The following is a 20,221-nucleotide window of genomic DNA, read 5'->3' as shown; positions in this document are numbered from 1 at the left end:
CTCTGGGCACTCATACGCGACCAGCGAACCTTCCACACAGACACTCGCAAGCTCGCTCTCGCAGCGGCATGACGCGATCACACGACGCCGTCCCAGCGACTTGACTTCGTCATTGGGAATCCCTTTCCACTTCCGCTCGGCTTCCGCGAAATTGCGTCCGTGCAAGGGACGACTCCCCGGGGACCGGGAAATCATCGGTCGCCGGGGAGTGAATCCGGGTGGACGGCACCGCTGCCGACGCGGGCCTCGGCGGTCAGGGGGTCGCGGTGATGCGTTCGACCAGGGCCTGCCAGCTGTCGCCGAGAAGGCGGTCGACGTCCCGCGTCGGCGGGACGCTCGAGCCGGACATGGACAGGTAGAGCAGCAGCGGGCCCTCCAGCGCGGCGGTGAGCTGGATGGAGAGGCCGTCCAGGCTGGGCATCCGCACGTCGGCCTGCCCCAGCAGCACACGGATATGGAGCTGGGACACGGACGCGTCGCCGGCCGGGATCGGCTGGGCGCGGTCGAGTGCCGCGCGGGCGACGGCGTGGTTGGCGAGAAGGAACGCGATGCGGGCGCGGCCGTATGCGACGAGCCTCGCCACGGGGTCGGCGCCGGGACCGAGCGGCGGGGGGCCGGAGAGGACCTGCTCCTGGAACTGCCGCTCGGCCGCGTCCAGCAGGGCCTGGAAGATGCCGGACCGGGTGCCGAAGCGACGGAAGACGGTGCCTTTGCCCAGCCCGGCACGCTCGGCCAGGCCGTCCATCGTCACGTGCTCCACGCCGTACTCCGCGATGAGTTCGCGGGCGGTCTCGAGCAGGCGCTCGCGGTTGCGCACCGCGTCGGCGCGTTCGCCGCGCGGCTTGCCGAAGGGCACTACGGACCGGTCCACGCGGCCAATCTACCCGGGGAATAGCAAACGGGGTAAAGTCCGTTTAGGCTCGTCGACGGCATCCACGCCACCGGAAACGCCGATGCCCGTGGGCACCGCCATGCCTCCGTACCGCACCGACCCCTGCGAGGAATCACGCCATGAACCTGTTCCGCCTGGACGCCAGCATCCTGCCCGGCGCATCCACCAGCGCCGAGATCGCCGACGCGGCCGAAGCCGAGTGGACGGCCGCGCACCCCGACGCCACGGTGACCCGACGCCACCTCGGCACCGACTTCTTCCCCGCGGACTCCTGGGTCCTCGCCACCACGGCCGCTTTCACCCCCGAGACGGACCGCACCCCGGCTCAGCGCGAAGCCGTCTCCCTGGCCGCGACCCTGGCCGACGAACTCCAGGGCGCCGACGCCGCGATCCTCGCGGTCCCGCTGTACAACTACGGCGTGTCCCAGCACTTCAAGACCTGGGCGGACCTCGTCATCGCCGGTGCGGGGCCCACCACCCCCCTGCTCAAGGGCACCCCGACCGTGCTGGTCACCTCCCTCGGCGGCGGCTACGGCCCCGGCACGCCGCGCGAGGGCTGGGACCACTCCACCCCCTACCTGGAGCGCATCCTCGCCGACGTTTGGCAGGCCGACCTCACGGTCGTCAAGCGCGAACTCACCCTCGCCGCCACCACCCCCGGCATGGAGGATCTGCGCGACCTCGCCGCCCGGCACCACTCCGACGCCCTCACCGCGGCCCGCGAGGCCGGCCGCGCACTCGCCGGGAACTGACCGGCACTCCGGGCCGAGCGACCGGACGCACCAAGGCGTTTCTGGTGTATTCACACCAGACGCGCCCTAGTCGTCGAGTTCCTGCGTGCGCTGCTGGATCTCGTCGGGAGTCAGCGATTCGAGGGGCTGGGCGATCATCCACACGTGGCCGAACGGGTCGGCGAGGCGGCCGCTGCGCTGGCCGTAGTGCTGGTCGCCCACGGGGAACACCACGGTCGCACCGCTGCGCACCATCGCGTCGGCCACGGCGTCGGCGTCGGCCACCTCCAGGGCGATGATCACGGGGGTGCCGCCGAGCGCGTTCGGGTGGGGGTCGATGCCCTCGTCCTTGACCGCGATCGGCACACCGCCGATGCGGAGCATGGCGTGCACGATGTGGCCGTCCTTGTCGGTGTATCGCTCGACCTCCTCGGCGCCGAGCGCCGAGCGGTAGAAGTCGATCGCCCGCGCGGCGTCGGAGACGACGAGGCGTGCGTAGAGGCCGTGGATGTCGGTGTTCGTCATGGGTCCAGGATTGCCCGTGACCGGCATCCGGGATTGTAGGAATCGGCGCGGGCGCGGCGAGGTCACCCGAGCAGCGGCACGTGGTTCAGCGCGGCGGCGGACCGCGGGGCGTACGCGGTCGGCGTCATCCCGGCGAGCGCCCGGAACTCGTGGATCAGGTGGGCCTGGTCGTGGTAGCCGACTTCGGCGGCGAGCAACGCCCAATCCGGGCTTTCGGGTTCGCCGTTCACCCGGGCGAGGAGCCGCTGGAAGCGCCGGATCCGTGCGTACCGCTTCGGCGACAGCCCGACCTGCGCGGCGAACCCGGCGGACAGCCGCCGCGTGGTCCAGCCGACCCCGTCCGCGGCCTCGGCCACCGACACGCCGCGGCCGAGCCGCGCGGCGGCCATGCGCACCGCGGGATCCGGTGCGCGCTCGGGTGCGGCAACCTCCGCCAACGCCGCCTCGAGTTCCCGCAGGCACGCCTGCGGTCCCCCGGCCGCCGCGGCCTCCAGCAGCCGCTCGCGCAGGACGGCCCCGCCCCGCCCCCACAAGTCCTCGAGCCCGACGAGCCGCTCCCGCACCTCCGCCAACGGCACCGTGGCGAACGGCCCCGCCCCGGCGGTATGGAACGCCGCCCACACGACGGCCCGCTGCTGCTCCGGCTCGACCAGGACGGGCCCGGACTGCGGGCCTTGCAACGCCGCCCCACGGGTAAGCCGATCGGCACCGGCCGCATGGGAGCCCAGCTCGTCCCGGTCGAGGTTCACCAGCAGTTGGAGCCCGCCGTTCGGCAGCACCAGTTCAGCGGCCTGCGGGAACGATCCTCCGCCCGTCTCCCCCGCGTACCCGATCACCCGGACGAACGGCGCGAGCGACGGCAGCGAGGGCCGCCGCACTACCGAGACGTACGGATCCGGCACCACCGGCCCCGCCGGGGTGCGCCCGCCACCACGCGCCGGTCCCACATCGGCAGCCTACGTCGGGCCGCGCGAAAGGCGTCCGCGGGCCGACGGACCCGGGACGCCGCCCGCCTCTCCCGCGCTGCTTCGCTACTTCAGGTCGATCGTCAGCTTGTCGTCGTCCTTCGTCGGGTGGTCGATCGTGATCGTGCCCGAGGCGCCGACGTAGGTGCCGGTGCCGCCGGTGACGGCGAAGGTGTGGGACCACGGGGTGTACGTCGTCGCGATCTCGGTGACCGAGGGCAGCGGACGCTGGAAGGCGGCGTTGGCGGTGATCTGGCCGTCGTTCAGGACCAGGACGAGGGTCGAGACGACGAGGGCGCCGTCGAGGCCGACGGTGACCGGGACGGTGAACGCGTTCTCGGTGCCGGCCGCCTTGCCGTTCGCGTCGGTCAGGTCGTAGTGCACGAAGTAGCCCGCGCCCGGGGTCAGCACGTTCGGGATGTTCGCGCCGGAGCGCTTGCCCGTCAGGACGAACTGCCCGGCACGCGTCGGCGCGGCCTCCGCGGCACCGGCGACGCCGACGGCGAGGCCGGCGCCGACCGCGGCGGCCGAGGTCAGGCGGAACATGCTCCGGCGGTCGATTTTCGTGCGGTCGGCGGTCGTCAATGCACACCCCGGGTCGTTTCGTGGAACCGGTACGCGTCCGCGCACCCTGGCGGGGATGTCCTCCCCAGCCGAAACCACGGCTCCTCCGTTGCCCGCACGAATTCACCACATCGGACCAACGGGCCGTTGCGGAAGCGGAGGGCCGGCGCCCGGATTGGCTACAGCGCGACCAGTCGCACGTCGGTCAGCACGCCGTCGGTGACGTCGGCGGTCATGTACGTGTGCCGCGGCTGACTGCGCCGGTCGGTCGGCGAGCCGGGGTTGAGCAGGCGCAGGCCGCCGGGGGCGGCGGTGTCCCACGGGATGTGGCTGTGCCCGAAGACCAGCAGGTCGGTGTCCGGAAACCGTGCCGCACAACGCCGTTCCCGCCCGGCTGCGGCCCCGGTCTCGTGCACGACCGCCAGCCGCAGCCCGTCGACATCGGCCCGCGCGATCTCCGGCAGCCGGGCCCGCAGCTCGGGCCCGTCGTTGTTGCCGTACACGGCAACAAGCCGCCGCGCCCGCGCGGTGAAGAGGTCAAGCGTGCCCTCGTCCACCCAGTCCCCGGCATGCACGACGACATCCGCGGCACTGATGGCCTCGAGGAGCACGTCGGGGAGAACGCGGGCGCGCCGGGGGATGTGCGTGTCGGTGGTGAGGAGGAGACGGGTGGTGGTGGGCAATGGGGGTCCTCGGGGGTAGTGACCTTTACGGCTTACTGCTTACTGCTTTCGCTTGTACCCGATGTCGTTCGTTCACCGCTTGGCCGCCACCATCCCGCCCGCTACCCTGGCTCGCGTGCTCGGCTTCGGCCGGGTGTGCCGGCGGTGGGGCTCGCCGGAACCGAACCGCGGCATTCGGCCGCCAACAGTCCCTACTTGCTGATCGTGTGCGCTCGCATGCCCGGGCGCCCGGCGAGTAGGAGACGTCCGTTCATGCACGCCCCGCAATCCCCCGTCGCGCACGGCCTGATCGATCCCGATGCCGCCGTCCCGGCGCCGACTCCGCAGGCCCGGTGGGACGGGCAAGGCCCGGTCGTCGCCGTCGTCTCCCTCGGCGGCGGTCTCGACGCCGCCGCCCGCTACGCCGCGGGGGTGGCCTGGCCCGCCGCGCCCGACGCGTTTCCGTGGACGACGCCGGCCGTCAACGTCGTGGGCTGCGCGTTGATCGGCATCCTGCTCGTGCTGGTCACCGAGGTCCGGCAGCCGCACCGGCTGGTGCGGCCGTTCCTCGGCACCGGGGTGCTGGGCGGCTTCACCACGTTCTCGACATACGTCGTCGACGTCCAGCGGCTCGTCGACCACCACCAGGCGCGCCAGGCGCTGGGCTATCTGGCCGGCACCCTGGCCGCGGCGTCGGCCGCGGTGTGCCTGGGCACTTGGGCGACCCGCCGCGTGGCCGTGGCCAAGGTCGCCGAATCCCCCGCGGAGGCGTCGTGAACTGGCTCCTGGTCGTCCTCGGCGCGATGGTCGGCGCTCCGCTGCGCTACCTCACCGACCGTGCCGTGCAGACGCGCCACACTTCGCTGTTCCCCTGGGGCACGTTCACGGTGAATCTGGCCGGTTGCGCGGTGCTGGGCCTGCTCACGGGCGCCGTCACCGCCGGGGCGGGTTCGTCGCATCTGCAGCTGCTGATCGGCACCGGGCTGTGCGGCGGCCTGACCACGTATTCGACCTTCGCGTACGAGACGATGCGCCTCGCCGAGCAGGGCGCGCGCTTCTACGCGGTGGCCAACACGGCGGGCAGCGTCGCCGCCGGTCTCGGTGCCGCGTTCACGGGTGCCGCGGCGGCCCAGGCCGTGTGGGGCTGAGCCGCCCCGCCGGATTCCTCCGAATGACCGACGTGCCGAACGGCCGACGACCGGCCTTGCGGCGGTAAGCCTGTATCCGGGGACCGGAGGCAGCCTCCGTCTCCCCCGCCCGCCGCCGATCGCGGCAGCGCGACGCCTCCATCCCCCCGGAAGGACCCATGAGCGCCATCAGCCTCGGCCAAGCGGTCGTCCTCGGCATCGTCGAAGGGGTCACGGAATTCCTGCCCGTGTCCTCGACCGGGCATCTGAAGATCACCGAAGGGATCATGGGCATCCCGGTCGACGACACCGCCGTGGTGGGGTTCACCGCGGTCATCCAGGTCGGGGCGATCGCCGCCGTGCTGGTGTACTTCGCGCAGGACATCGCCCGGATCGCCACCGCGTGGACGCGCGGTCTGCGGGAGCCGGAGGAGCGGTACCACCACGACTACAAGTTCGGCTGGTGGGTCATCTACGCGACGATCCCGATCGTCGTCGTCGGCCTCGCCGCCAAGCCGCTGATCAACGGCCCGCTCGCGTCCTTGTGGGTGGTGGCCGGGTCGCTGATCGCGGGCAGTGCGGTGATGTGGGCGGCCGACCGAGTGGGCCGCCACAAGCGCGGCGAGGACGACACCTCCCTCATGGACACGATGCTCGTCGGCTGCTCGCAGATCCTCGCGCTGCTGTTCCCCGGCTTCTCCCGGTCCGGCGCGACGATCTCCACCGGGCTCTTCCTCGACCTCGACCGGGTCGCCGCCACGCGTCTGTCGTTCTTCCTCGGGATCCCGGCCCTCACCGGCGCGGGGCTGTACGAGCTGAAGGACGCGCTCGGCTCCGGGGCCGGTGCCGGGCCGCTCGTGGCCGGCACGCTGGTGTCGTTCCTGGTCGCGTACGCGTCCATCGCGTGGCTGCTCAAGTTCGTCGCCCGGCACACGTTCAATGCGTTCGTGGTCTACCGGATCGTCGTCGGCATGCTGCTGTTCGGCCTCCTGGGGACGGGCGCGATCAGCGCCTGAGCACGGCGTCACGACCGCACCGCAGGTTCCGCCGCCCGGTCGTCGACGGACACGGCCGCCGCCACGGGCAGCCGGACCTCGACCGTGAGCCCTGCGCCCGGGGCGGTGTCGACGGAGACCGTGCCGCCGTTCGCCGCGACGGCGGCACGGACCACGGCCATGCCGAGGCCGCTGCCGGTCTCGGCGGGGACGACGCCGTCGGCCGCCGCGCCCCCGTCCCGCGAGGCGCGGAAGAACCGGTCGAAGATCCGTTCGGCGTCCTGCGGACGCATCCCGGGGCCCTCGTCGCGGACGCGCAGCACGCGCCGGTCGCCGTCGTCGGCGACGGAGACCCGCACGTCCGCGGACACCGGTGTGTGCGTCCGCACGTTGGCCAGCAGGTTGGCCACGATCTGGCACAGCGTCGCCTCGTCGCCGAGGACGAGGCAGGCGTCCGGCGCGTCCACCTCGACCCGCCGCTCCGGCTGCTGCGCGCTCAGGTCGGCGGCCGCGCCGCGCACCAGCGCGGCCAGGTCGACCGGCCGGCACTGCACGCTAGGCCGCTGGTCGAGCCGGGCCAAGGCGAGGAGTTCGTCCACGAGCCGGGCCATCCGCTCGGCTTCGAAACTCATCCGGCTCAGCGCGCGGCGCTCCTCCTCCGGCGTGGTGAGCATGCCCTTCTCGTACAGCTGCAAATATCCGCGGATGGCCGCGAGCGGGGTGCGCAGTTCGTGGGAGGCGTCCGCGACGAACTGTTTGAGGTGGGCGGCGGCGTGCTCGCGGGTTTTGAACGCTCCTTCGACCTGGTGCAGCATCGCGTTGAGTGCGGTGCGCAGTTGTTCGACTTCGGCGAACGAGCGTTTGCGCGGCGCCACCCGCGCGGACAAGTCGGGCCGGTCGGGGCCGCCTTCCGCGATGCCGGACGCGGTGTCGACCATGTCTTCGAGGGGCCGCAGGCGCCAGCGGGCGCCGCAGTAGATGAACGTGCCGAGCAGCAGCACGAGGACGCCGCCGACGGCGAGTTCCATGTGGACGACCTTGTCCACCACCCCGTTCGCGTCGTCCATGGTCCGGGCCAGCAGGACGAACTCGCCGTCGGGCAGCGCGGCCACCACCGCCCGGTAGGGCTTGCCGCCGGCCGAGACGTCGAACGGTTTCTCGTGCGCGGCCATCCCCCCTGGGCCGCGGGCGGCCGCCGCGAGGGCGCGCTGCACCGCCGTCGGGTCGCTCCCGGCCAACGGCAGCGCGGTGCCGTCGGCGTCGATCAGCACGAACGTGTTCCCGTGCAGCCCGGCCGCTTCCAGGGCGTCGTGGAGTCCGAACACCGAGCCGATGGCCGAGAACTGCGCCCGGGTCATGTGCATCTTCTCGATGCTGTCCCGCCCGGACGTCAGGTCGTTGTCGATCCCGGACACGAGGTAGTGGCGGATGCCCATCATGCTGAACCAGATCAGCAGCGCCAGTCCCACGGCCAGCACGACGATGCTGCTGAGCGCCAGCTTGGCGCGCATCGCGACGGAGTGCGGGCGCCGTTCGGCGGAGCCGGGCCGGTGGTGCCGTCTCACGCGGCGCCGCCGACCGCCGGGGCGAGGCCGTAGCCGACGCCGCGGCGCGTGGTGATGAGCGGCGTCCCGTCGGCGGCGAGCGGGTCGAGCTTGCGGCGCAGGTAGCTGATGTAGGTCTCGACCACGGTGGATTCGACGGTGTGCTCGTACCGCCACACCTCGCGCAGCAGCTGCTCCTTGGGCACGATCCGGTCGGCGTGCCGCATCAGGTGGCGGAGCAGCGCGAATTCGGTGGGCGTGAGTTCCACACTGTGGTCGCCGCGCCGGGCCAGGTAGGTGGCCTCGTCCAGTTCCAGGTCGCCGTGCCGGAGGACGGGCGGGCGCGGCGCGGGCGGCGCGGTCTCGGCCGCCGCGGGGCGGGTGCGGCGCAGCACGGCGCGGGTGCGGGCGACGAGTTCGTCGACGTTGAACGGTTTGGTGATGTAGTCGTCGCCGCCGAGGGTGAGGCCTTTGACGATGTCCGCGGGGGCGTCGCGGGCGGTGAGGAACACGACGGCCAGTTCGGGCCGCTCGGCGCGCAGGATGCGGCACACCTGGCGTCCGTCGCCGTCCGGGAGGGAGATGTCCAGGAGGACGGCGTCGGGCCGGGTGCTGCGGGCGGCGGCGAGTGCCGTCTGGACGCCGTCGGCGGTGACCACGTCGAATCCGTGGAACCGCAGGGTGATGGCCAGGACGTCCGCGATGCTCGGCTCGTCCTCGACGACCAACACGGTTGCTCCGCCTCGTGCCTGACTGCTGCTCATGTTCCGATTATCGACCGCGGGCTTGCGGAACTCCGGGGCGTAGGTTGTGAGCTTCTTGTGAGTCGCCGTACCGCCGGTCGTCCCGCGGCCGCCGCCGACCGAGTCTGGGCCCGGCAGACGGATCTCCGGGCGGGTCCCGGACGACGATCGGGAGGCGGCCATGGCGGCCTGGGCACGGTGGTGTCTCAAGCACCGTTCGGTGGTGCTCGTGTTGTGGGTGGGGTTGCTGTTCGGGACAGTGGCGGCGGCGGTGAGCGCGGGGACGGCCTATTCGAACGTCTTCAAGATTCCGGGTACCGGCTCGTCGGCGGCGTACGACCGGTTGCGGGAGGCGGTGCCGGACCAGGCGGGCGACGTCGACACGATCGTGTGGGAGAACGAGCGCGGCAGCGTCCGCGACCCGGCGGTTCGCGAGCGCATCGGCGCGCTGCTCGCGGACGTCGCGCGTATGCCGGACGTGGGCAGGGTGTCGAGCCCGTATGAGCCCGCCGGCGCCGCGCAGATCAGTGCCGACGAGCACGTCGGTTATGCCGAGATCACCTTCGTGAAACAGCAGTTCGAACTGGACAAGGGGAACACCAAGCGGCTGATCGACCGCGCGAAAGACGCCCGCGTGCCCGGCCTGCGCGTCGAGTTGGGCGGTCCGGCGATCGCGGACGCGCAATCGCCGCCGGCCGGGCTCGCCGAGCTGGTGGGCATCGTGGCGGCCGGCATCATCCTGTTCTTCGCGTTCGGTTCGCTGTTCGCGATGCTGCTGCCGCTGGTGAGCGGGGTGTTCGCGGTCGGCACGGGGTTGTCCGCGGTCGTTCTGCTGAGCCACGTCACCGACATCCCGGAGTTCGCCACGCTGCTGGGCAGCCTGATCGGGCTCGGGGTCGGCATCGACTACGCGCTGTTCATCGTGACGCGGCACCGCAACGGGCTGAAGGCCGGGCTGTCTCCCGAGGAAGCGGCGGTGCGGTCGCTGGACACGTCGGGTCGGGCGGTGCTGTTCGCGGGCGGCACGGTGGGGGTGGCGCTGCTGGCGCTGTTCACCGTCGACATCACCTTGCTGGACGGCCTCGCCGTCGCCACGATCCTGGTCGTGGTGGTGAGCGTGCTGGCCGCGGTGACGCTCCTGCCCGCGCTGCTCGGCGTCCTCGGCCTTCGTGCGCTCAGCCGGAAGGAGCGGCGGGCGTTGGCCGCGTCCGGACCGGAGCCGGCGGATTCCGCGGAGGCCGGACGCGGTGCCGGCCGCTGGGCCGGCTTCGTCCAGCGCCATCCGCGGGTCCTGGGCACGGTCGCGCTGGCCGTGATGGCGGCGCTCGCCGTGCCGGTGCTGTCGCTGCGGCTGGGCGCCAACGACCAGGGGAACCAGCGGACGTCGCAGACCGTGCGGCAGGCGTACGACATGCTCGCGGAAGGCTTCGGGCCGGGCTTCAACGGACCGCTGCTGATGGTCGCGGAGCTGCACGGCCCCGGCGACGCCCGGGCGTTCGACACGCTGGTCGAGGACGTGCGGCGCACGCCGGGCGTGGTGCGTGCGGACGTCATGCCGCTGCCCGACGACGGCGGCCTGGCCTCCGCGACGCGCGCGCTCCGCGTCGTCCCGTCGACGTCGCCGCAGGCGCTCGCCACCGACAAGCTCGTCGACCGGCTGCGCGACGAGACCGTGCCGCATGCCGAACGCGGCACCACGCTGAAGGTCCACGTCGGTGGCGAAACCGCGCTGCAGAAGGACTTCGCGGCGGTGGTCGGCGACCGGATGCCCGGGTTCGTCGCGCTGATCGTCGGCTTGGGCGCGCTGCTGATGCTGGTGGCGTTCCGCAGCCTCCTGGTGCCGGTGACCGCGGCGGTGATGAACCTGATCGCCGCGGCGGCGTCGTTCGGCCTGCTGGTGACGGTGTTCCAGTGGGGCTGGGGCATGGACCTGCTGGGGCTGGGCAAGGAGGGCCCCATCGTGTCCTTCCTGCCGGTCGTCATGCTGCCGCTGCTGTTCGGCCTGTCGATGGACTACCAGGTGTTCCTGGTCAGCCGCATGCACGAGGAGTGGCTGCACACCCGCGACAACGCCCGCGCGGTCCGGGTGGGCCAGGCGGGCACCGGACGGGTCATCAACTCGGCGGCGCTCATCATGATCTTCGTGTTCAGCTCGTTCATCCTGACGGGCGACCGCGAAGGCATGATGGCGGGCATCGGCCTGGCGGGCGCCGTCGCCCTGGACGCGTTCATCCTGCGGATGATCCTCGTGCCGGCCGTCATGCACCTCCTCGGCCGCGCGAACTGGTGGCTGCCCGCGTGGCTCGACCGGATCCTCCCGCACCTCGCGGTCGACCCGCCGGACCGTCCCGCGGACGCGCGGAGCGAGGAACCGGTGAAGGTCCCGGCCTGACCGCGGCGCCGCGGCCTCCGGACCGTTACGGAACCGCCTTCCGCGGTACGGAGGTCAGCGGCGCGGCGATGTCCTCCAACGAGCGGCGTTCCGCGCGCACCGCGAGGAACGCCGCCACGAGGCCCGCCGCGACCATCAGCGCCGCCCCGATGCAGAACGCCAGCACGGTGTCGGACACGACGCCGGTCTTGGTGAGGTCGGAGAACACCAGCGGCCCGGCGATCCCGCCGGCCGCGGTGCCGACCGCGTAGAACAGCGCGATGGCGGACGCGCGGGCTTCCATCGGGAAGATCTCGGACACCGTCAGATACGCGCTGCTCGCCCCGGTCGACGCGACGAACAGCACCGCGCACCAGCAGGCCGTCAGCGTCACCGCGTTCAGGTGCCCGGCACCGAACAGCCACGCGGTGCCGAAGAGCAGTACGCCGCTGCCGATGTACGTCGTGGTGATCATGACGCGGCGGCCCACGGTGTCGAACAGGTGCCCGAGGAGCAGCGGGCCGAGCAGGTTGCCGACCGCGATGACCGCGAAGTAGTAGCCGGTGCGGTCGCTCGGGACGTCGTAGAACTTCTCCAGGATCGAGCCGAAGCCGAAGGTGATCGCGTTGTAGAGGAACGCCTGCCCGACGAACAGCGCGAAGCCCAGCACCGAACGCTTGGGATAGTCGCGCACCAGGGTGCGGGCGATCGCCCCGAGCCCGGCGTCCTTGTTCGGGTCGATCGTCAGATCCTGGGTGACCGGCGCGAGTTCCACCTTCTTGCCGTGCTCCCGCGCATGCTCGACGATGCGTTCCTCGGCGTCGTCGACGAGTTCCTCGGCCTCGTCGGCCCGGCCGTGCAGGCAGAGCCAGCGTGGTGATTCGGGCACGTGGCGGCGCACCAGCAGGATGACGAAGCCGAGCACCACGCCGAGTCCGAAGGTGAGCCGCCAGCCGACGTCGATCGGGAAGTAGGCGGTGTTGAGCATGAACACCGACAGCAGCGCACCGGCCGCCGCGCCCGCCCAGAACGTGCCGTTCACCGCGAGGTCCACCCGCCCGCGGAAGCGCGCGGGCATGAGTTCGTCGATCGCCGAGTTGATGGCGGCGTATTCGCCGCCGATCCCGAAGCCGGTGACGAACCGGAACGCGAAGAACATCCACGCCTCGACCGACAGCGCGGTCAGCGCGGTACCGGCGAGGTACACCCCCAGGGTGACCATGAACAGCTTCTTGCGGCCGTAGCGGTCGGTCAGCCACGCGAACACCAACGCGCCGACGCAGGCCCCGGCGACGTACAGCGCCGCGGCCGGCCCGGTGACCTGCGCGGAGGTGATGTCCAGCCCGCTCCCGGGCTCCGACAACCGCCCGGCGACGTTCCCGACGACGGTGACCTCGAGCCCGTCGAGGATCCATACCGAACCCAGGCCGATGAGAATCCGGGTGTGCCACACCGACCACGGCAGCCGGTCCAACCGCCCGGGAACGCGTGTCGTGACAGTGGGCTTCACGCTGTCCTGGTCCAGCACGGTATGCCTCCGATCCCTCGCTCGGCCGCGGGTCCAGGGCTTCCCGGGGGGTGCGGAGGCAAACGCGGATCACCGGGACGGCGTCCGGACTTCACCCGTCTTGCGCAGACTCACGGGGCGGATCACGTCTCGGCCTGGGCGACCAGCGATGTCAGATCCGAAACGCACCGTCCCGGCGAGCGAGACGCCGTGGATGCGGGCGCGCGAGGTGTGCGTGCACGCGGTCGACTTCGACCTCGGCATCGGCTTCGCGGACCTTCCGGAGGACTTCCTCCGGGCGTTGTGCGACGACATCCGCGCCAAGCGCGGGCTGACCGAGCTCCCCGCGGGACCGCTCCCCGAGGTCGCCGCTTGGCTCGCCGGCCGACCGCACTCCCTCGCCGACGCGCCCGCGCTCGGCCCCTGGCTGTAAGGCCCTGTCCGATCCAGGAGACACCATGAATCCCGACGTGATCGTCGTCGGCGGCGGCATCGGCGGCCTCGGCGCGGCCTTCGCGCTGACCCGGCGCGGCCTGCGGGTCCGCGTGCTGGAGCAGGCCCCCGAGTTCGGCGAGGTCGGCGCGGGCATCCAGCTCGCCCCGAACTGCACGCGCATCCTCGACGACTACGGGCTGCTCGACGAGGCCGCGGGCCTCGGCGTCCGGCCCGGCGCGATGGTGATGCGCGACGCGGTCGACGGCGACGAGCTGACCCGGCTCGACCTGGGCGATCTGGAGCGGCGCTACGGCTACCCGTACCTGGTCATCCACCGCAGCGACCTGCACGGGCTCCTGCTGCGCGCGTGCCGCGCCGCGGGCGTCGACCTGGTCACCGACGCGCGGGCGGCGGCGTACGAGAACACCGCCGCGGGCGCCCGGGTCACCCTCACGTCCGGCGTGGTGCACGAAGCCGACGTGGTGATCGCCGCGGACGGCCTGCACTCCGTGGCCCGCGCGCTGCTCGTCGACGACGAGCCGGTGTCGTCGGCCTACGTCGCCTACCGCGGGACGGTGCCCGCCGATCAGCCGCGGGTCGCGGACGTCGATCTCGGCGAGGTCGTCGTCTACGTCGGCCCGTCCTGCCACTTCGTCCACTACGGCTTGCGCGGCGGCGAACTCCTCAACCAGGTGGCCGTCTTCGAGTCCCCGAAGGCCCGCGCCGGCGAAGCCGCCTGGGGCACGCCGGACGAACTCGACGACGCGTTCGCGAAGACCTGTGGCTTCGTCCGCGACGGGCTCCCGTACCTGTGGCGCGACAAGTGGTGGCGGATGTACGACCGCGACCCGATCGCGACGTGGGTGCACGGCCGCATCGCGCTGCTCGGCGACTCGGCGCACCCGCCGCTGCAATACATCGCCCAGGGCGCGATCATGGCGATCGAGGACGGCTGGGTGCTCGCCGAGCATGTCGCCCGCAACCGCGGCGCCGACGGCACGGTCGACTGGGACGCCGCGCTCGCCGCCTACGAAGCCGTCCGCCCCGAGCACTGCCGCCGTGTGGTCGCCACGTCGCGCACGTGGGGCGAACTCTGGCACCTCGACGGTGTCCGGCGCACCCGGCGCAACGCCTTGCTGCGGGCCCGGGACACCTACGACTACTCCTTCGTCGACTGGCTCTACGGCCCCACCGCGCTCTTCCCGCACGAAGAGCCGCCGTTGTTCGAGCCCATCCCGCTGGACGGCGCGGCGGCGACCGCCTGAGCCGACCGGGGGTCCCCGGTGCCCCGGACGGCGCACCGGCGTTGCGCGGCGCGGTTCCCCGGCGTCCGATGGAACGGAAAGCCATCGGCGCCGGCCCGCCGCCCCGGAGCGGGACGAGAGAGGGACGAACCATGCAGGACCCCATGTACGTGCGCACCACGTACGCCACCGGCGACCCCGCCCGGATCGACGCCGCCCTCGACGGACTGCGCAGCGAGGCCCCCGGGCTCCTGCAGGCCCAGGCCGGCTTCCGCCGCTTCGGCCTGTTCGCCGACCGCGACCTCGGCAAGATCCTCATCGGCTCGTGGTGGGACAGCGACCATGCCCGCGCGGCCGGCGACCGGCAGCTGGGCGACCGGCGACGGGCGCTGCTGGCGCCGTTCGCGGCGACGGTGGCCACCGAGGAGTGGGAGGCGGTGTCCTACACCCCTGCCCCGCAGCTCGGCCCGGGCGCCGGAATGCGCATGGGCCGCCTGGAGTTCGACCCCTCCGAAGCCGAGCACTTCGCCGACACCTTCGTCGGCGTCGGCCGCCCGAAGCTGGAGGCCATCGACGGCCTGGTCGGCGCGACGCTCTTCATGAACGCCGAGGCCGGCTGCGCCCTCGTCGGCACCCTCTTCCGCGACCGTACGGCGATGGCCGCCTCCCGCGCGGCCCAAGCCGCGGTCCGCGGCGAGAGCCTGAAGGTGACGAAGGTCCGATTGGTGGCCATGGAGGAGTACGAACTGGTGGCGATGGCCCGCCCGGACGCCTGACGCCGCCGTTTCCACCACTCCGCGGACTCCCCTGGTGAACCGCGCATTTCACGGGCTTCACGGTTGGCCGCCCGCCGACGGAGCCGGTCCGGCAGCCCGTTCGGTCGACGCCGAAAGATATGTCGACAGCACGGGCATCAGCCCTTCCGCTTACGCCGCCGGCACATGGAGGCCATGCTGACCAAGCCGGACACGAACCGGCGGAAGGGCGCGAAGGCGGGCGCGGGCGCTCGCCCGGATGACCTTCGAGGAGATGGAGCGCTCCATCCGGGACAGCCTCGCGCGCAGGGCGGCCACGCGAAGGAAAAGGGGGCACCTCTCGTCCGAGAGATGCCCCCGCGCGCTGTCTCAGTCCAGGAGCCCCGGGTCGGCGCGGAGTTCCTCGCGGACCGAGGCCTCCCAGAAGCCGATGAAGCCGTCGCCGTCGCTGCGGCGGCTGCGGTCCAGCCAGGAGTCGGGCAGCGGGGTGGTGCGGCGGCCGTCGGCGGCGCGCACCATCCAGGCGTTGCGGCAGCGGGTTTCCAAGGCGACGGCGCGCTGGTGGGCGGCGCGGACCGTGGACGCGACGACGAAGACGCCGTGTCCGGCGAGCAGCGCGAGGTCGGCGTCGCCCATCGCCTTGACGGCGTCGCGGGCCGATTCGGCGTTGTTCACGGCGCCGCCGTACTCGTCGACGAGCACCAGGTCGCCGCCGCCGAGGACGGAGCTCTGGTCGTAGCCGGGCGGCACCTCGCCCATGTCGGCCCACACGGTGCCGAACCGCGGGTGGCTGTGCAGGGCGACCTGCACGTCGGGCCGGGCCTTGTGGAGTTCGAGGTGCAGCGGGATGCCCAGCGGCACCGGCCAGTCGCCTTCCACGACGCGGCCTTCGAGGTCGATGCGGATGATGTCCCGCGGACGGATCTCCTGCCACGTCAGCAGCCACGGGTTGCACAGCAGGGTGCCGTCGCCGAGGTTGACGGTGATGTGGCCCGCGAGGTGGTCGTTGTAGCCCTCGCGCCACAGGGTGCGGGCGAGGACCACGATCTGCTGGGCGGGCGTGAGGTCCGGGATCAGGCGGTCGGCGGTCGGGGTGAAGGTCATGTGAGGACTCCGGTGGATCGCGGCGGGATCAGGCGTCGAGCGGCAGGACGGTCGCGGGCAGCGGGTGGCGGTAGAGCTTCGCCGCGTTCTCGCTGCACATGGCGCGCAGTTCGGCGGGCGGAATGTCGCGCCACACGTCGGCGATGACGTCCTGGGTGTCCGGCCATGTGCCGTCGCCGTGCGGGTAGTCCGTTTCCAGCATGATGTTCTCGACGCCGATGACGTGCCGCAGCGCGATCGTCGACGGGTCGTCCAGCGTGCAGAACCAGAAGTTGCGGCGCAGCACGTCGGCGGGGCGGTCGTCCCAGCCGAGGCCGTAGCCGGAGCGGTCGATGATGTTGTCGAGCCGGTCGATGAGCATCGGGACCCAGCCGATGCCGCCTTCGCTCATGGCGATCTTCAGGTCCGGGAACTGCACGGGGTAGCCGGACCACAGCCATTCGCTGCACGCGCCGAGCGAGAGCTGCCCGAACATGGTGGCGCCGAGCTGGAGCGCGGGGGCTCCGGCGGGTGTGGGGTGCATGCCGGAGCTGCCGACGTGCAGCGAGATGACGGTGCCGGTCTCGGCGCAGGCGCGCACGATGGGCTCCCAGTGCGCGCGTTCCCACAGCGACGGCAGGCCGATGGCGTGCGGGCGCTCGGGGAAGGTGACGGAGGTGAAGCCGCGGGCGGCGTTGCGCTCGATCTCCCGGACGGCTTCGGCCGGGTCGGTGAGGTAGACGATGCCGCCGGGGATGATCCGCTCGGGGTACTGCCGGTACCACTCCTCGTACAGCCAGTCGTTCCAGGCGCGCACGCAGGCCTTGCCGACTTCGGCGTCCTTGGCGTGGGCGAAGACGCGGCCGCAGAATCCGGTGATCTGGGACGGGAAGTTGAGGGACGCCCATATGCCGCCCAGGTCCATGTCCTTGATGCGGGCGTGGACGTCGTAGCAGCCGGGCCGCATCTGGTCGAAGCGCACGGGTTCGAGGCCCATGGTCTCGCGGCGGCGCCCGGCGATGGCGTTCATGCCGACCTGCGAGTAGATCGTGCCTTCGAACTCCCAGACCTCGGCGCCCTTGGCGTTCGCCACGACCTTGGGGCCGCCGTCGCGCAGCGCCGCGGGCAGGTAGGTGGAGAAGAGGTGCGGCGGTTCGACGACGTGGTCGTCGACCGAGATCACCGTGTACCGCACGTCGGCGGGCTCCGGGTCGGGGAGGAACAGGTCCGGGTCGAGAACGGTCACTACGGCTCCCATGCGTCGCGCCAGCGTGTATCGCTATGCGATATACTGTGTTGTATAGTGATTCCCACCGTAGGAGCACCCCCTGTGGCAGTCAAGCCCCTGCAGACGCTCGCGCGCGCCCTCGACGTGATCGAGGCGGTCGCCGCGCACCAGCCGGTGGGCGTCGCCGAACTCGCCCGCGCCACCGGCGAGGACAAGAGCGCGCTGCAGCGCGTACTGGTGACGCTGCACGCGTCGGGTTGGATCCGCCCCGCCCCTGGTGGCGCGCCCACCCGCTGGGAACTCACCACGCGCCCGCTCGTGGTGGCGGCGCAGGCGCGGCGGCGCGACGGGCTGCTCGCGCGCGCCCGGCCGGTGCTGGAGGCGCTCCGCGATGCGACCGGCGAGACGGCGATCCTGGCGGTGCCCGACTCGGGGCGGATCGTCGCGGTGGATGTGGCGGAGAGCCCGGAGTTGGTGCGGACGGCGCCGCGCGTGGGGCTGCTGTTCCCGCCGGCCACCAGCGCGGCCGGACTCGCGCTGTGCGCGGCGGCGCCCGAAGCGGACTGGGAGTTGACCGGCCTCGATCCGGACGACGCGGTGTTCCGCCGGGAACTCGCGGACACCCGGAACCGCGGCTGGTCGCTCAACGCGGGCGCGGTGGACAGCAGCGCGACGAGCGTGGGCGCGGCGGTGCGCGACGCCGGCGGGCGGCCGGTGGCGGCGCTGGTGGTGAGCGGTCCGAGCGGCCGGTTCGGCGCGGAGGTCTACACACGCGCGGGCTCGCTGACCGTGGCGGCGGCGCACCGCCTCGGCGAATTCCGCGACGACGACGCGTTCGGCAACGTCGGATGAACGGCTGCGGCCGCCGCCCCTTGCCGCGCACGAGGCGCGAGGGGCAGCGGCCGCGGGGCGCTGCGATCGGGTGCGGCCGGACCGCACCCGTCCGGATCAGGCGGGCAGGAGCTGCTGCGATTCCTGCCGCTCCACCGGGGCAGCGGGCTCGTCGGGCTGCTCCCACGCCTTGGTCGTCCGCATGTAGAGGTAGACCACGGACGCGGTGAGCAGCAGGAGCAGCGGTCCGAACACCCACGGGTGGTCGGCCATCTGCACGGGGATGAAGCGGTACGACACGAGCAGCGCGACGAACACCACCGAGCCGTAGCCGATGAGCCGGTAGCTGGAGAGGTCCCAGCCGCGGGCGAACGAACGCATCGCCGCTTCGACGGTGAGCGCGAACACCGCGCCGGCCAGCAGGTCCGCGCCGTAGTGGTAGCCGAAGCCGAGCGTCGCGGTGAGCGTGGCGACCAACCAGAACCCGCCGGCGATCCGGAAGAACCGCGAGCCGTGCCGGGAATGGATGAACAGCGTCGTCGCCCAGGCGGTGTGCAGGCTCGGCATGCAGTTGCGCGGGGTGATTTCGTCGAACGGAATCGGGTGCGGCGTGCCGATCGCGGGGACGACGTCCGGCCACACGTTCGCCACCGCCCACTGCCCGCCGTCGGCTCCGTACGCGAACACCGGGCCGACCACCGGGAAGATCATGTAGACCGCGGGGCCGAGCAGGCCGATCGTCAGGAACGTGCGCACCATGTGGTGGGCCGGGAACCGCCGCTCGGCCGCCACATTGCGCAGCTGGTACAGCGCGATGAGGGCGGCGGCGAGCGGCAACTGGCCGTAGACGCCGTTGAGGAGGTGGGTGCCGACCGGTCCGCTCGCGTCCACCGCCTGGCCGACCAGCCACGACGGGTCGCCGAGCGCGTGGTCGGCGGTCGCCACGTACGGGTCGAGCACGTCGGGGCGCGTCTTCGAGGTGATGAGCAGCCATGTGTCGCCGGTCTTGTGCCCGGCGATCAGCAGCATCCCCAGCCCGGCGCCCTTGAGCAGCAGCATGCGTTCGTTGCCGGTGCGGCGGGTGAGCGCGACGACTACCCAGCCGATGATCACCCACATCGCGCCGTTGCCGAAATTCATGTCGGCGCCGACGGCCAGGCGCACGAGCCAGAAGACGACGTCGATCCCGACCGCGAGGCCGGCCGTCCAGAAGCGCTGCCGCCAGGTCAGCACGACCATCATCAGGGCCAGGCCGGCATAGAGCAGCGGCCCCGAATCGGGCGCGAGGACCACTTCTCGGGCCTGGTTGGTCACCGGGCCCGCGTCGCCGTAATGACGGGCGGCGATTTCCAGGGCGACGAGGAATCCGACGACCCCCGCGGCGACCGCGATCCACAGAATCGACCGCGGGTTACGCCGCACCGCGGCGGCGCTTCCGCGGCCTATTCGCGAGAACGTTCGCAATGTTTTGGACATCAATCACTTGGCCGATGTGTTCGATTTGTTCGCTTTTATGGAATAGATCGCCTTTCGTCGCGAATTTCACGGTCTCCCCGCGAAGAACGGCGCTCCAGGCAATCGGCATGAGTCGATCATGCTATCGGAGCGCCGCGGTGGTTTTTCCCTCGGCGGACGGATTCGCCGGACCGCCGATCCCGGGGATCGGCGGTCCGGCGAAGGAAGGGTGTCAGCCGCGCAGGCCGAAGGCGTTGCCGTTCGGGTCGGACAGCGTGCAGACCCGGACGCCCGGCGCGACCTCGCGCGGCGCGGAGCGCTCGACGGCGCCCGCGGCGAGGAGCCGGGTGCGGACCGCGTCGAGGTCGTCGACGTCGGTGAAGACGACCGGCCCCTCGGCCGCGTCGCCGTGCGGGTTCAGACCGACCTCGAATCCGTCGACCGAGTAACCGACGTAGTAGGCCTCGTCGGTGTGCGGGTCGCCGTACAGCGCGGTGTAGACGGCTTTGGCGGCGCCCAGGTCGGCGACGGGGATCACGACGCTGCGGATGGCGGTCACGAAGG

The 20,221-nt window shown here is 72.1% G+C and carries 21 protein-coding genes; 9 read left to right on the top strand and 12 right to left on the bottom strand.

Translation table 11 applies throughout. The features are described 5' to 3' along the window. Positions 1-253: 253 nt before the first annotated feature. Positions 254-871 carry a TetR/AcrR family transcriptional regulator gene (locus ABEA93_RS37745; protein WP_345680492.1) on the bottom strand — a complete coding sequence of 206 codons (618 nt, stop codon included), beginning with the start codon at positions 869-871 and terminating at the stop codon, positions 254-256. Positions 872-1,011: 140 nt separating this feature from the next. Here ABEA93_RS37745 and ABEA93_RS37740 point away from each other — a divergent pair, with 140 nt between their 5' ends. Continuing rightward, positions 1,012-1,644: an FMN-dependent NADH-azoreductase gene (locus ABEA93_RS37740; RefSeq protein WP_345680491.1), complete on the top strand. Its 633-nt coding sequence runs from the start codon at positions 1,012-1,014 to the stop codon at positions 1,642-1,644. A 66-nt stretch (positions 1,645-1,710) separates the two neighbouring features. On the opposite strand, the gene ABEA93_RS37735 is transcribed toward ABEA93_RS37740, so the two are convergent. The 4 genes from ABEA93_RS37735 to ABEA93_RS37720 all read right to left on the bottom strand — a co-directional run bounded on the left by ABEA93_RS37735 (position 1,711) and on the right by ABEA93_RS37720 (position 4,360). Further along, the gene (locus ABEA93_RS37735) at positions 1,711-2,148 is read right to left on the bottom strand and encodes a VOC family protein (RefSeq protein ID WP_345680490.1); all 438 of its coding nucleotides are present in this window, start codon (positions 2,146-2,148) and stop codon (positions 1,711-1,713) included. A 62-nt stretch (positions 2,149-2,210) separates the two neighbouring features. Continuing rightward, a complete protein-coding gene (locus tag ABEA93_RS37730) occupies positions 2,211-3,095 on the bottom strand; it encodes a helix-turn-helix domain-containing protein (RefSeq protein WP_345680489.1) in 885 nt (294 codons plus the stop codon). Between the two features lie 84 nt (positions 3,096-3,179). Continuing rightward, positions 3,180-3,659, bottom strand: coding sequence for a hypothetical protein (locus ABEA93_RS37725; RefSeq protein ID WP_345680488.1), 480 nt, complete (start codon positions 3,657-3,659; stop codon positions 3,180-3,182). 197 nt (positions 3,660-3,856) lie between these two features. Then, positions 3,857-4,360 carry a metallophosphoesterase family protein gene (locus ABEA93_RS37720; RefSeq protein WP_345680487.1) on the bottom strand — a complete coding sequence of 168 codons (504 nt, stop codon included), beginning with the start codon at positions 4,358-4,360 and terminating at the stop codon, positions 3,857-3,859. Positions 4,361-4,612: 252 nt separating this feature from the next. Between ABEA93_RS37720 and ABEA93_RS37715 the strand changes: the two genes are divergently transcribed. The 3 genes from ABEA93_RS37715 (at position 4,613) to ABEA93_RS37705 (ending at position 6,482) form a co-directional block, all read left to right on the top strand. After that, positions 4,613-5,116, top strand: a complete 504-nt coding sequence (locus ABEA93_RS37715) for a fluoride efflux transporter FluC (protein ID WP_345680486.1) — start codon at positions 4,613-4,615, stop codon at positions 5,114-5,116. Continuing rightward, positions 5,113-5,487, top strand: coding sequence for a fluoride efflux transporter CrcB (gene crcB, locus ABEA93_RS37710; protein WP_345680485.1), 375 nt, complete (start codon positions 5,113-5,115; stop codon positions 5,485-5,487). The genes ABEA93_RS37715 and crcB overlap by 4 nt, the downstream gene beginning before the upstream one ends. A 158-nt stretch (positions 5,488-5,645) precedes the next feature. Then, positions 5,646-6,482, top strand: coding sequence for an undecaprenyl-diphosphate phosphatase (locus ABEA93_RS37705; protein WP_345680484.1), 837 nt, complete (start codon positions 5,646-5,648; stop codon positions 6,480-6,482). 8 nt (positions 6,483-6,490) lie between these two features. On the opposite strand, the gene ABEA93_RS37700 is transcribed toward ABEA93_RS37705, so the two are convergent. Beyond that, complete coding sequence (locus tag ABEA93_RS37700; protein WP_345680483.1) at positions 6,491-8,026, bottom strand: sensor histidine kinase; 1,536 nt, start codon at positions 8,024-8,026, stop codon at positions 6,491-6,493. Continuing rightward, the gene (locus ABEA93_RS37695; RefSeq protein WP_345680482.1) at positions 8,023-8,769 is read right to left on the bottom strand and encodes a response regulator transcription factor; all 747 of its coding nucleotides are present in this window, start codon (positions 8,767-8,769) and stop codon (positions 8,023-8,025) included. The genes ABEA93_RS37700 and ABEA93_RS37695 overlap by 4 nt, the downstream gene beginning before the upstream one ends. Positions 8,770-8,929: 160 nt before the next feature. On the opposite strand from ABEA93_RS37695, the gene ABEA93_RS37690 reads away from it, so the two are divergent. After that, positions 8,930-11,140 (top strand): MMPL family transporter, encoded by a 2,211-nt coding sequence (locus ABEA93_RS37690; protein WP_345680481.1) that lies wholly within the window; start codon positions 8,930-8,932, stop codon positions 11,138-11,140. 25 nt (positions 11,141-11,165) lie between these two features. Here ABEA93_RS37690 and ABEA93_RS37685 read toward each other — a convergent pair whose 3' ends face one another. Further along, complete coding sequence (locus tag ABEA93_RS37685; RefSeq protein WP_345680480.1) at positions 11,166-12,647, bottom strand: MFS transporter; 1,482 nt, start codon at positions 12,645-12,647, stop codon at positions 11,166-11,168. Positions 12,648-12,795: 148 nt separating this feature from the next. Between ABEA93_RS37685 and ABEA93_RS37680 the strand changes: the two genes are divergently transcribed. From ABEA93_RS37680 to ABEA93_RS37670, 3 genes are all read left to right on the top strand, one after another. Further along, positions 12,796-13,059 carry a DinB family protein gene (locus tag ABEA93_RS37680; protein WP_425585245.1) on the top strand — a complete coding sequence of 88 codons (264 nt, stop codon included), beginning with the start codon at positions 12,796-12,798 and terminating at the stop codon, positions 13,057-13,059. A gap of 37 nt (positions 13,060-13,096) precedes the next feature. Further along, positions 13,097-14,326: an FAD-dependent monooxygenase gene (locus tag ABEA93_RS37675; RefSeq protein WP_425585246.1), complete on the top strand. Its 1,230-nt coding sequence runs from the start codon at positions 13,097-13,099 to the stop codon at positions 14,324-14,326. Positions 14,327-14,457: 131 nt separating this feature from the next. Continuing rightward, positions 14,458-15,081, top strand: coding sequence for a hypothetical protein (locus tag ABEA93_RS37670; RefSeq protein WP_345680478.1), 624 nt, complete (start codon positions 14,458-14,460; stop codon positions 15,079-15,081). Between the two features lie 348 nt (positions 15,082-15,429). Here ABEA93_RS37670 and ABEA93_RS37665 read toward each other — a convergent pair whose 3' ends face one another. After that, positions 15,430-16,164 carry a class II aldolase/adducin family protein gene (locus tag ABEA93_RS37665; protein ID WP_345680477.1) on the bottom strand — a complete coding sequence of 245 codons (735 nt, stop codon included), beginning with the start codon at positions 16,162-16,164 and terminating at the stop codon, positions 15,430-15,432. 28 nt (positions 16,165-16,192) lie between these two features. Further along, a complete protein-coding gene (locus ABEA93_RS37660; RefSeq protein WP_345680476.1) occupies positions 16,193-17,389 on the bottom strand; it encodes an amidohydrolase family protein in 1,197 nt (398 codons plus the stop codon). Positions 17,390-17,473: 84 nt separating this feature from the next. Between ABEA93_RS37660 and ABEA93_RS37655 the strand changes: the two genes are divergently transcribed. Continuing rightward, positions 17,474-18,223, top strand: a complete 750-nt coding sequence (locus ABEA93_RS37655; RefSeq protein ID WP_345680475.1) for an IclR family transcriptional regulator — start codon at positions 17,474-17,476, stop codon at positions 18,221-18,223. Between the two features lie 96 nt (positions 18,224-18,319). Here ABEA93_RS37655 and ABEA93_RS37650 read toward each other — a convergent pair whose 3' ends face one another. Together ABEA93_RS37650 and ABEA93_RS37645 are read right to left on the bottom strand one after the other, a co-directional pair. Beyond that, a complete protein-coding gene (locus ABEA93_RS37650; protein WP_345680474.1) occupies positions 18,320-19,678 on the bottom strand; it encodes a phosphatase PAP2 family protein in 1,359 nt (452 codons plus the stop codon). A 211-nt stretch (positions 19,679-19,889) separates the two neighbouring features. Beyond that, the gene (locus ABEA93_RS37645; protein ID WP_345680473.1) at positions 19,890-20,216 is read right to left on the bottom strand and encodes a VOC family protein; all 327 of its coding nucleotides are present in this window, start codon (positions 20,214-20,216) and stop codon (positions 19,890-19,892) included. Positions 20,217-20,221: the final 5 nt, after the last annotated feature.

It is taken from the genome of Yinghuangia aomiensis (genome assembly GCF_039542225.1).
In the GTDB taxonomy this organism is placed as follows: Bacteria; Actinomycetota; Actinomycetes; order Streptomycetales; family Streptomycetaceae; genus Yinghuangia; species Yinghuangia aomiensis.
This window is presented reverse-complemented; position numbering and strand designations above follow the sequence as displayed.

Coding starts and splice junctions, on each gene's coding strand:
- ABEA93_RS37740 (WP_345680491.1), top strand. CDS start 1,012: ATGAACCTGTTCCGCCTGGACGCCAGCATCCTGCCCGGCGCATCCACC.
- ABEA93_RS37735 (WP_345680490.1), bottom strand. CDS start 2,148: ATGACGAACACCGACATCCACGGCCTCTACGCACGCCTCGTCGTCTCC.
- ABEA93_RS37725 (WP_345680488.1), bottom strand. CDS start 3,659: ATGTTCCGCCTGACCTCGGCCGCCGCGGTCGGCGCCGGCCTCGCCGTC.
- ABEA93_RS37715 (WP_345680486.1), top strand. CDS start 4,613: ATGCACGCCCCGCAATCCCCCGTCGCGCACGGCCTGATCGATCCCGAT.
- ABEA93_RS37705 (WP_345680484.1), top strand. CDS start 5,646: ATGAGCGCCATCAGCCTCGGCCAAGCGGTCGTCCTCGGCATCGTCGAA.
- ABEA93_RS37695 (WP_345680482.1), bottom strand. CDS start 8,769: ATGAGCAGCAGTCAGGCACGAGGCGGAGCAACCGTGTTGGTCGTCGAG.
- ABEA93_RS37690 (WP_345680481.1), top strand. CDS start 8,930: ATGGCGGCCTGGGCACGGTGGTGTCTCAAGCACCGTTCGGTGGTGCTC.
- ABEA93_RS37680 (WP_425585245.1), top strand. CDS start 12,796: ATGTCAGATCCGAAACGCACCGTCCCGGCGAGCGAGACGCCGTGGATG.
- ABEA93_RS37670 (WP_345680478.1), top strand. CDS start 14,458: ATGCAGGACCCCATGTACGTGCGCACCACGTACGCCACCGGCGACCCC.
- ABEA93_RS37665 (WP_345680477.1), bottom strand. CDS start 16,164: ATGACCTTCACCCCGACCGCCGACCGCCTGATCCCGGACCTCACGCCC.
- ABEA93_RS37650 (WP_345680474.1), bottom strand. CDS start 19,678: ATGTCCAAAACATTGCGAACGTTCTCGCGAATAGGCCGCGGAAGCGCC.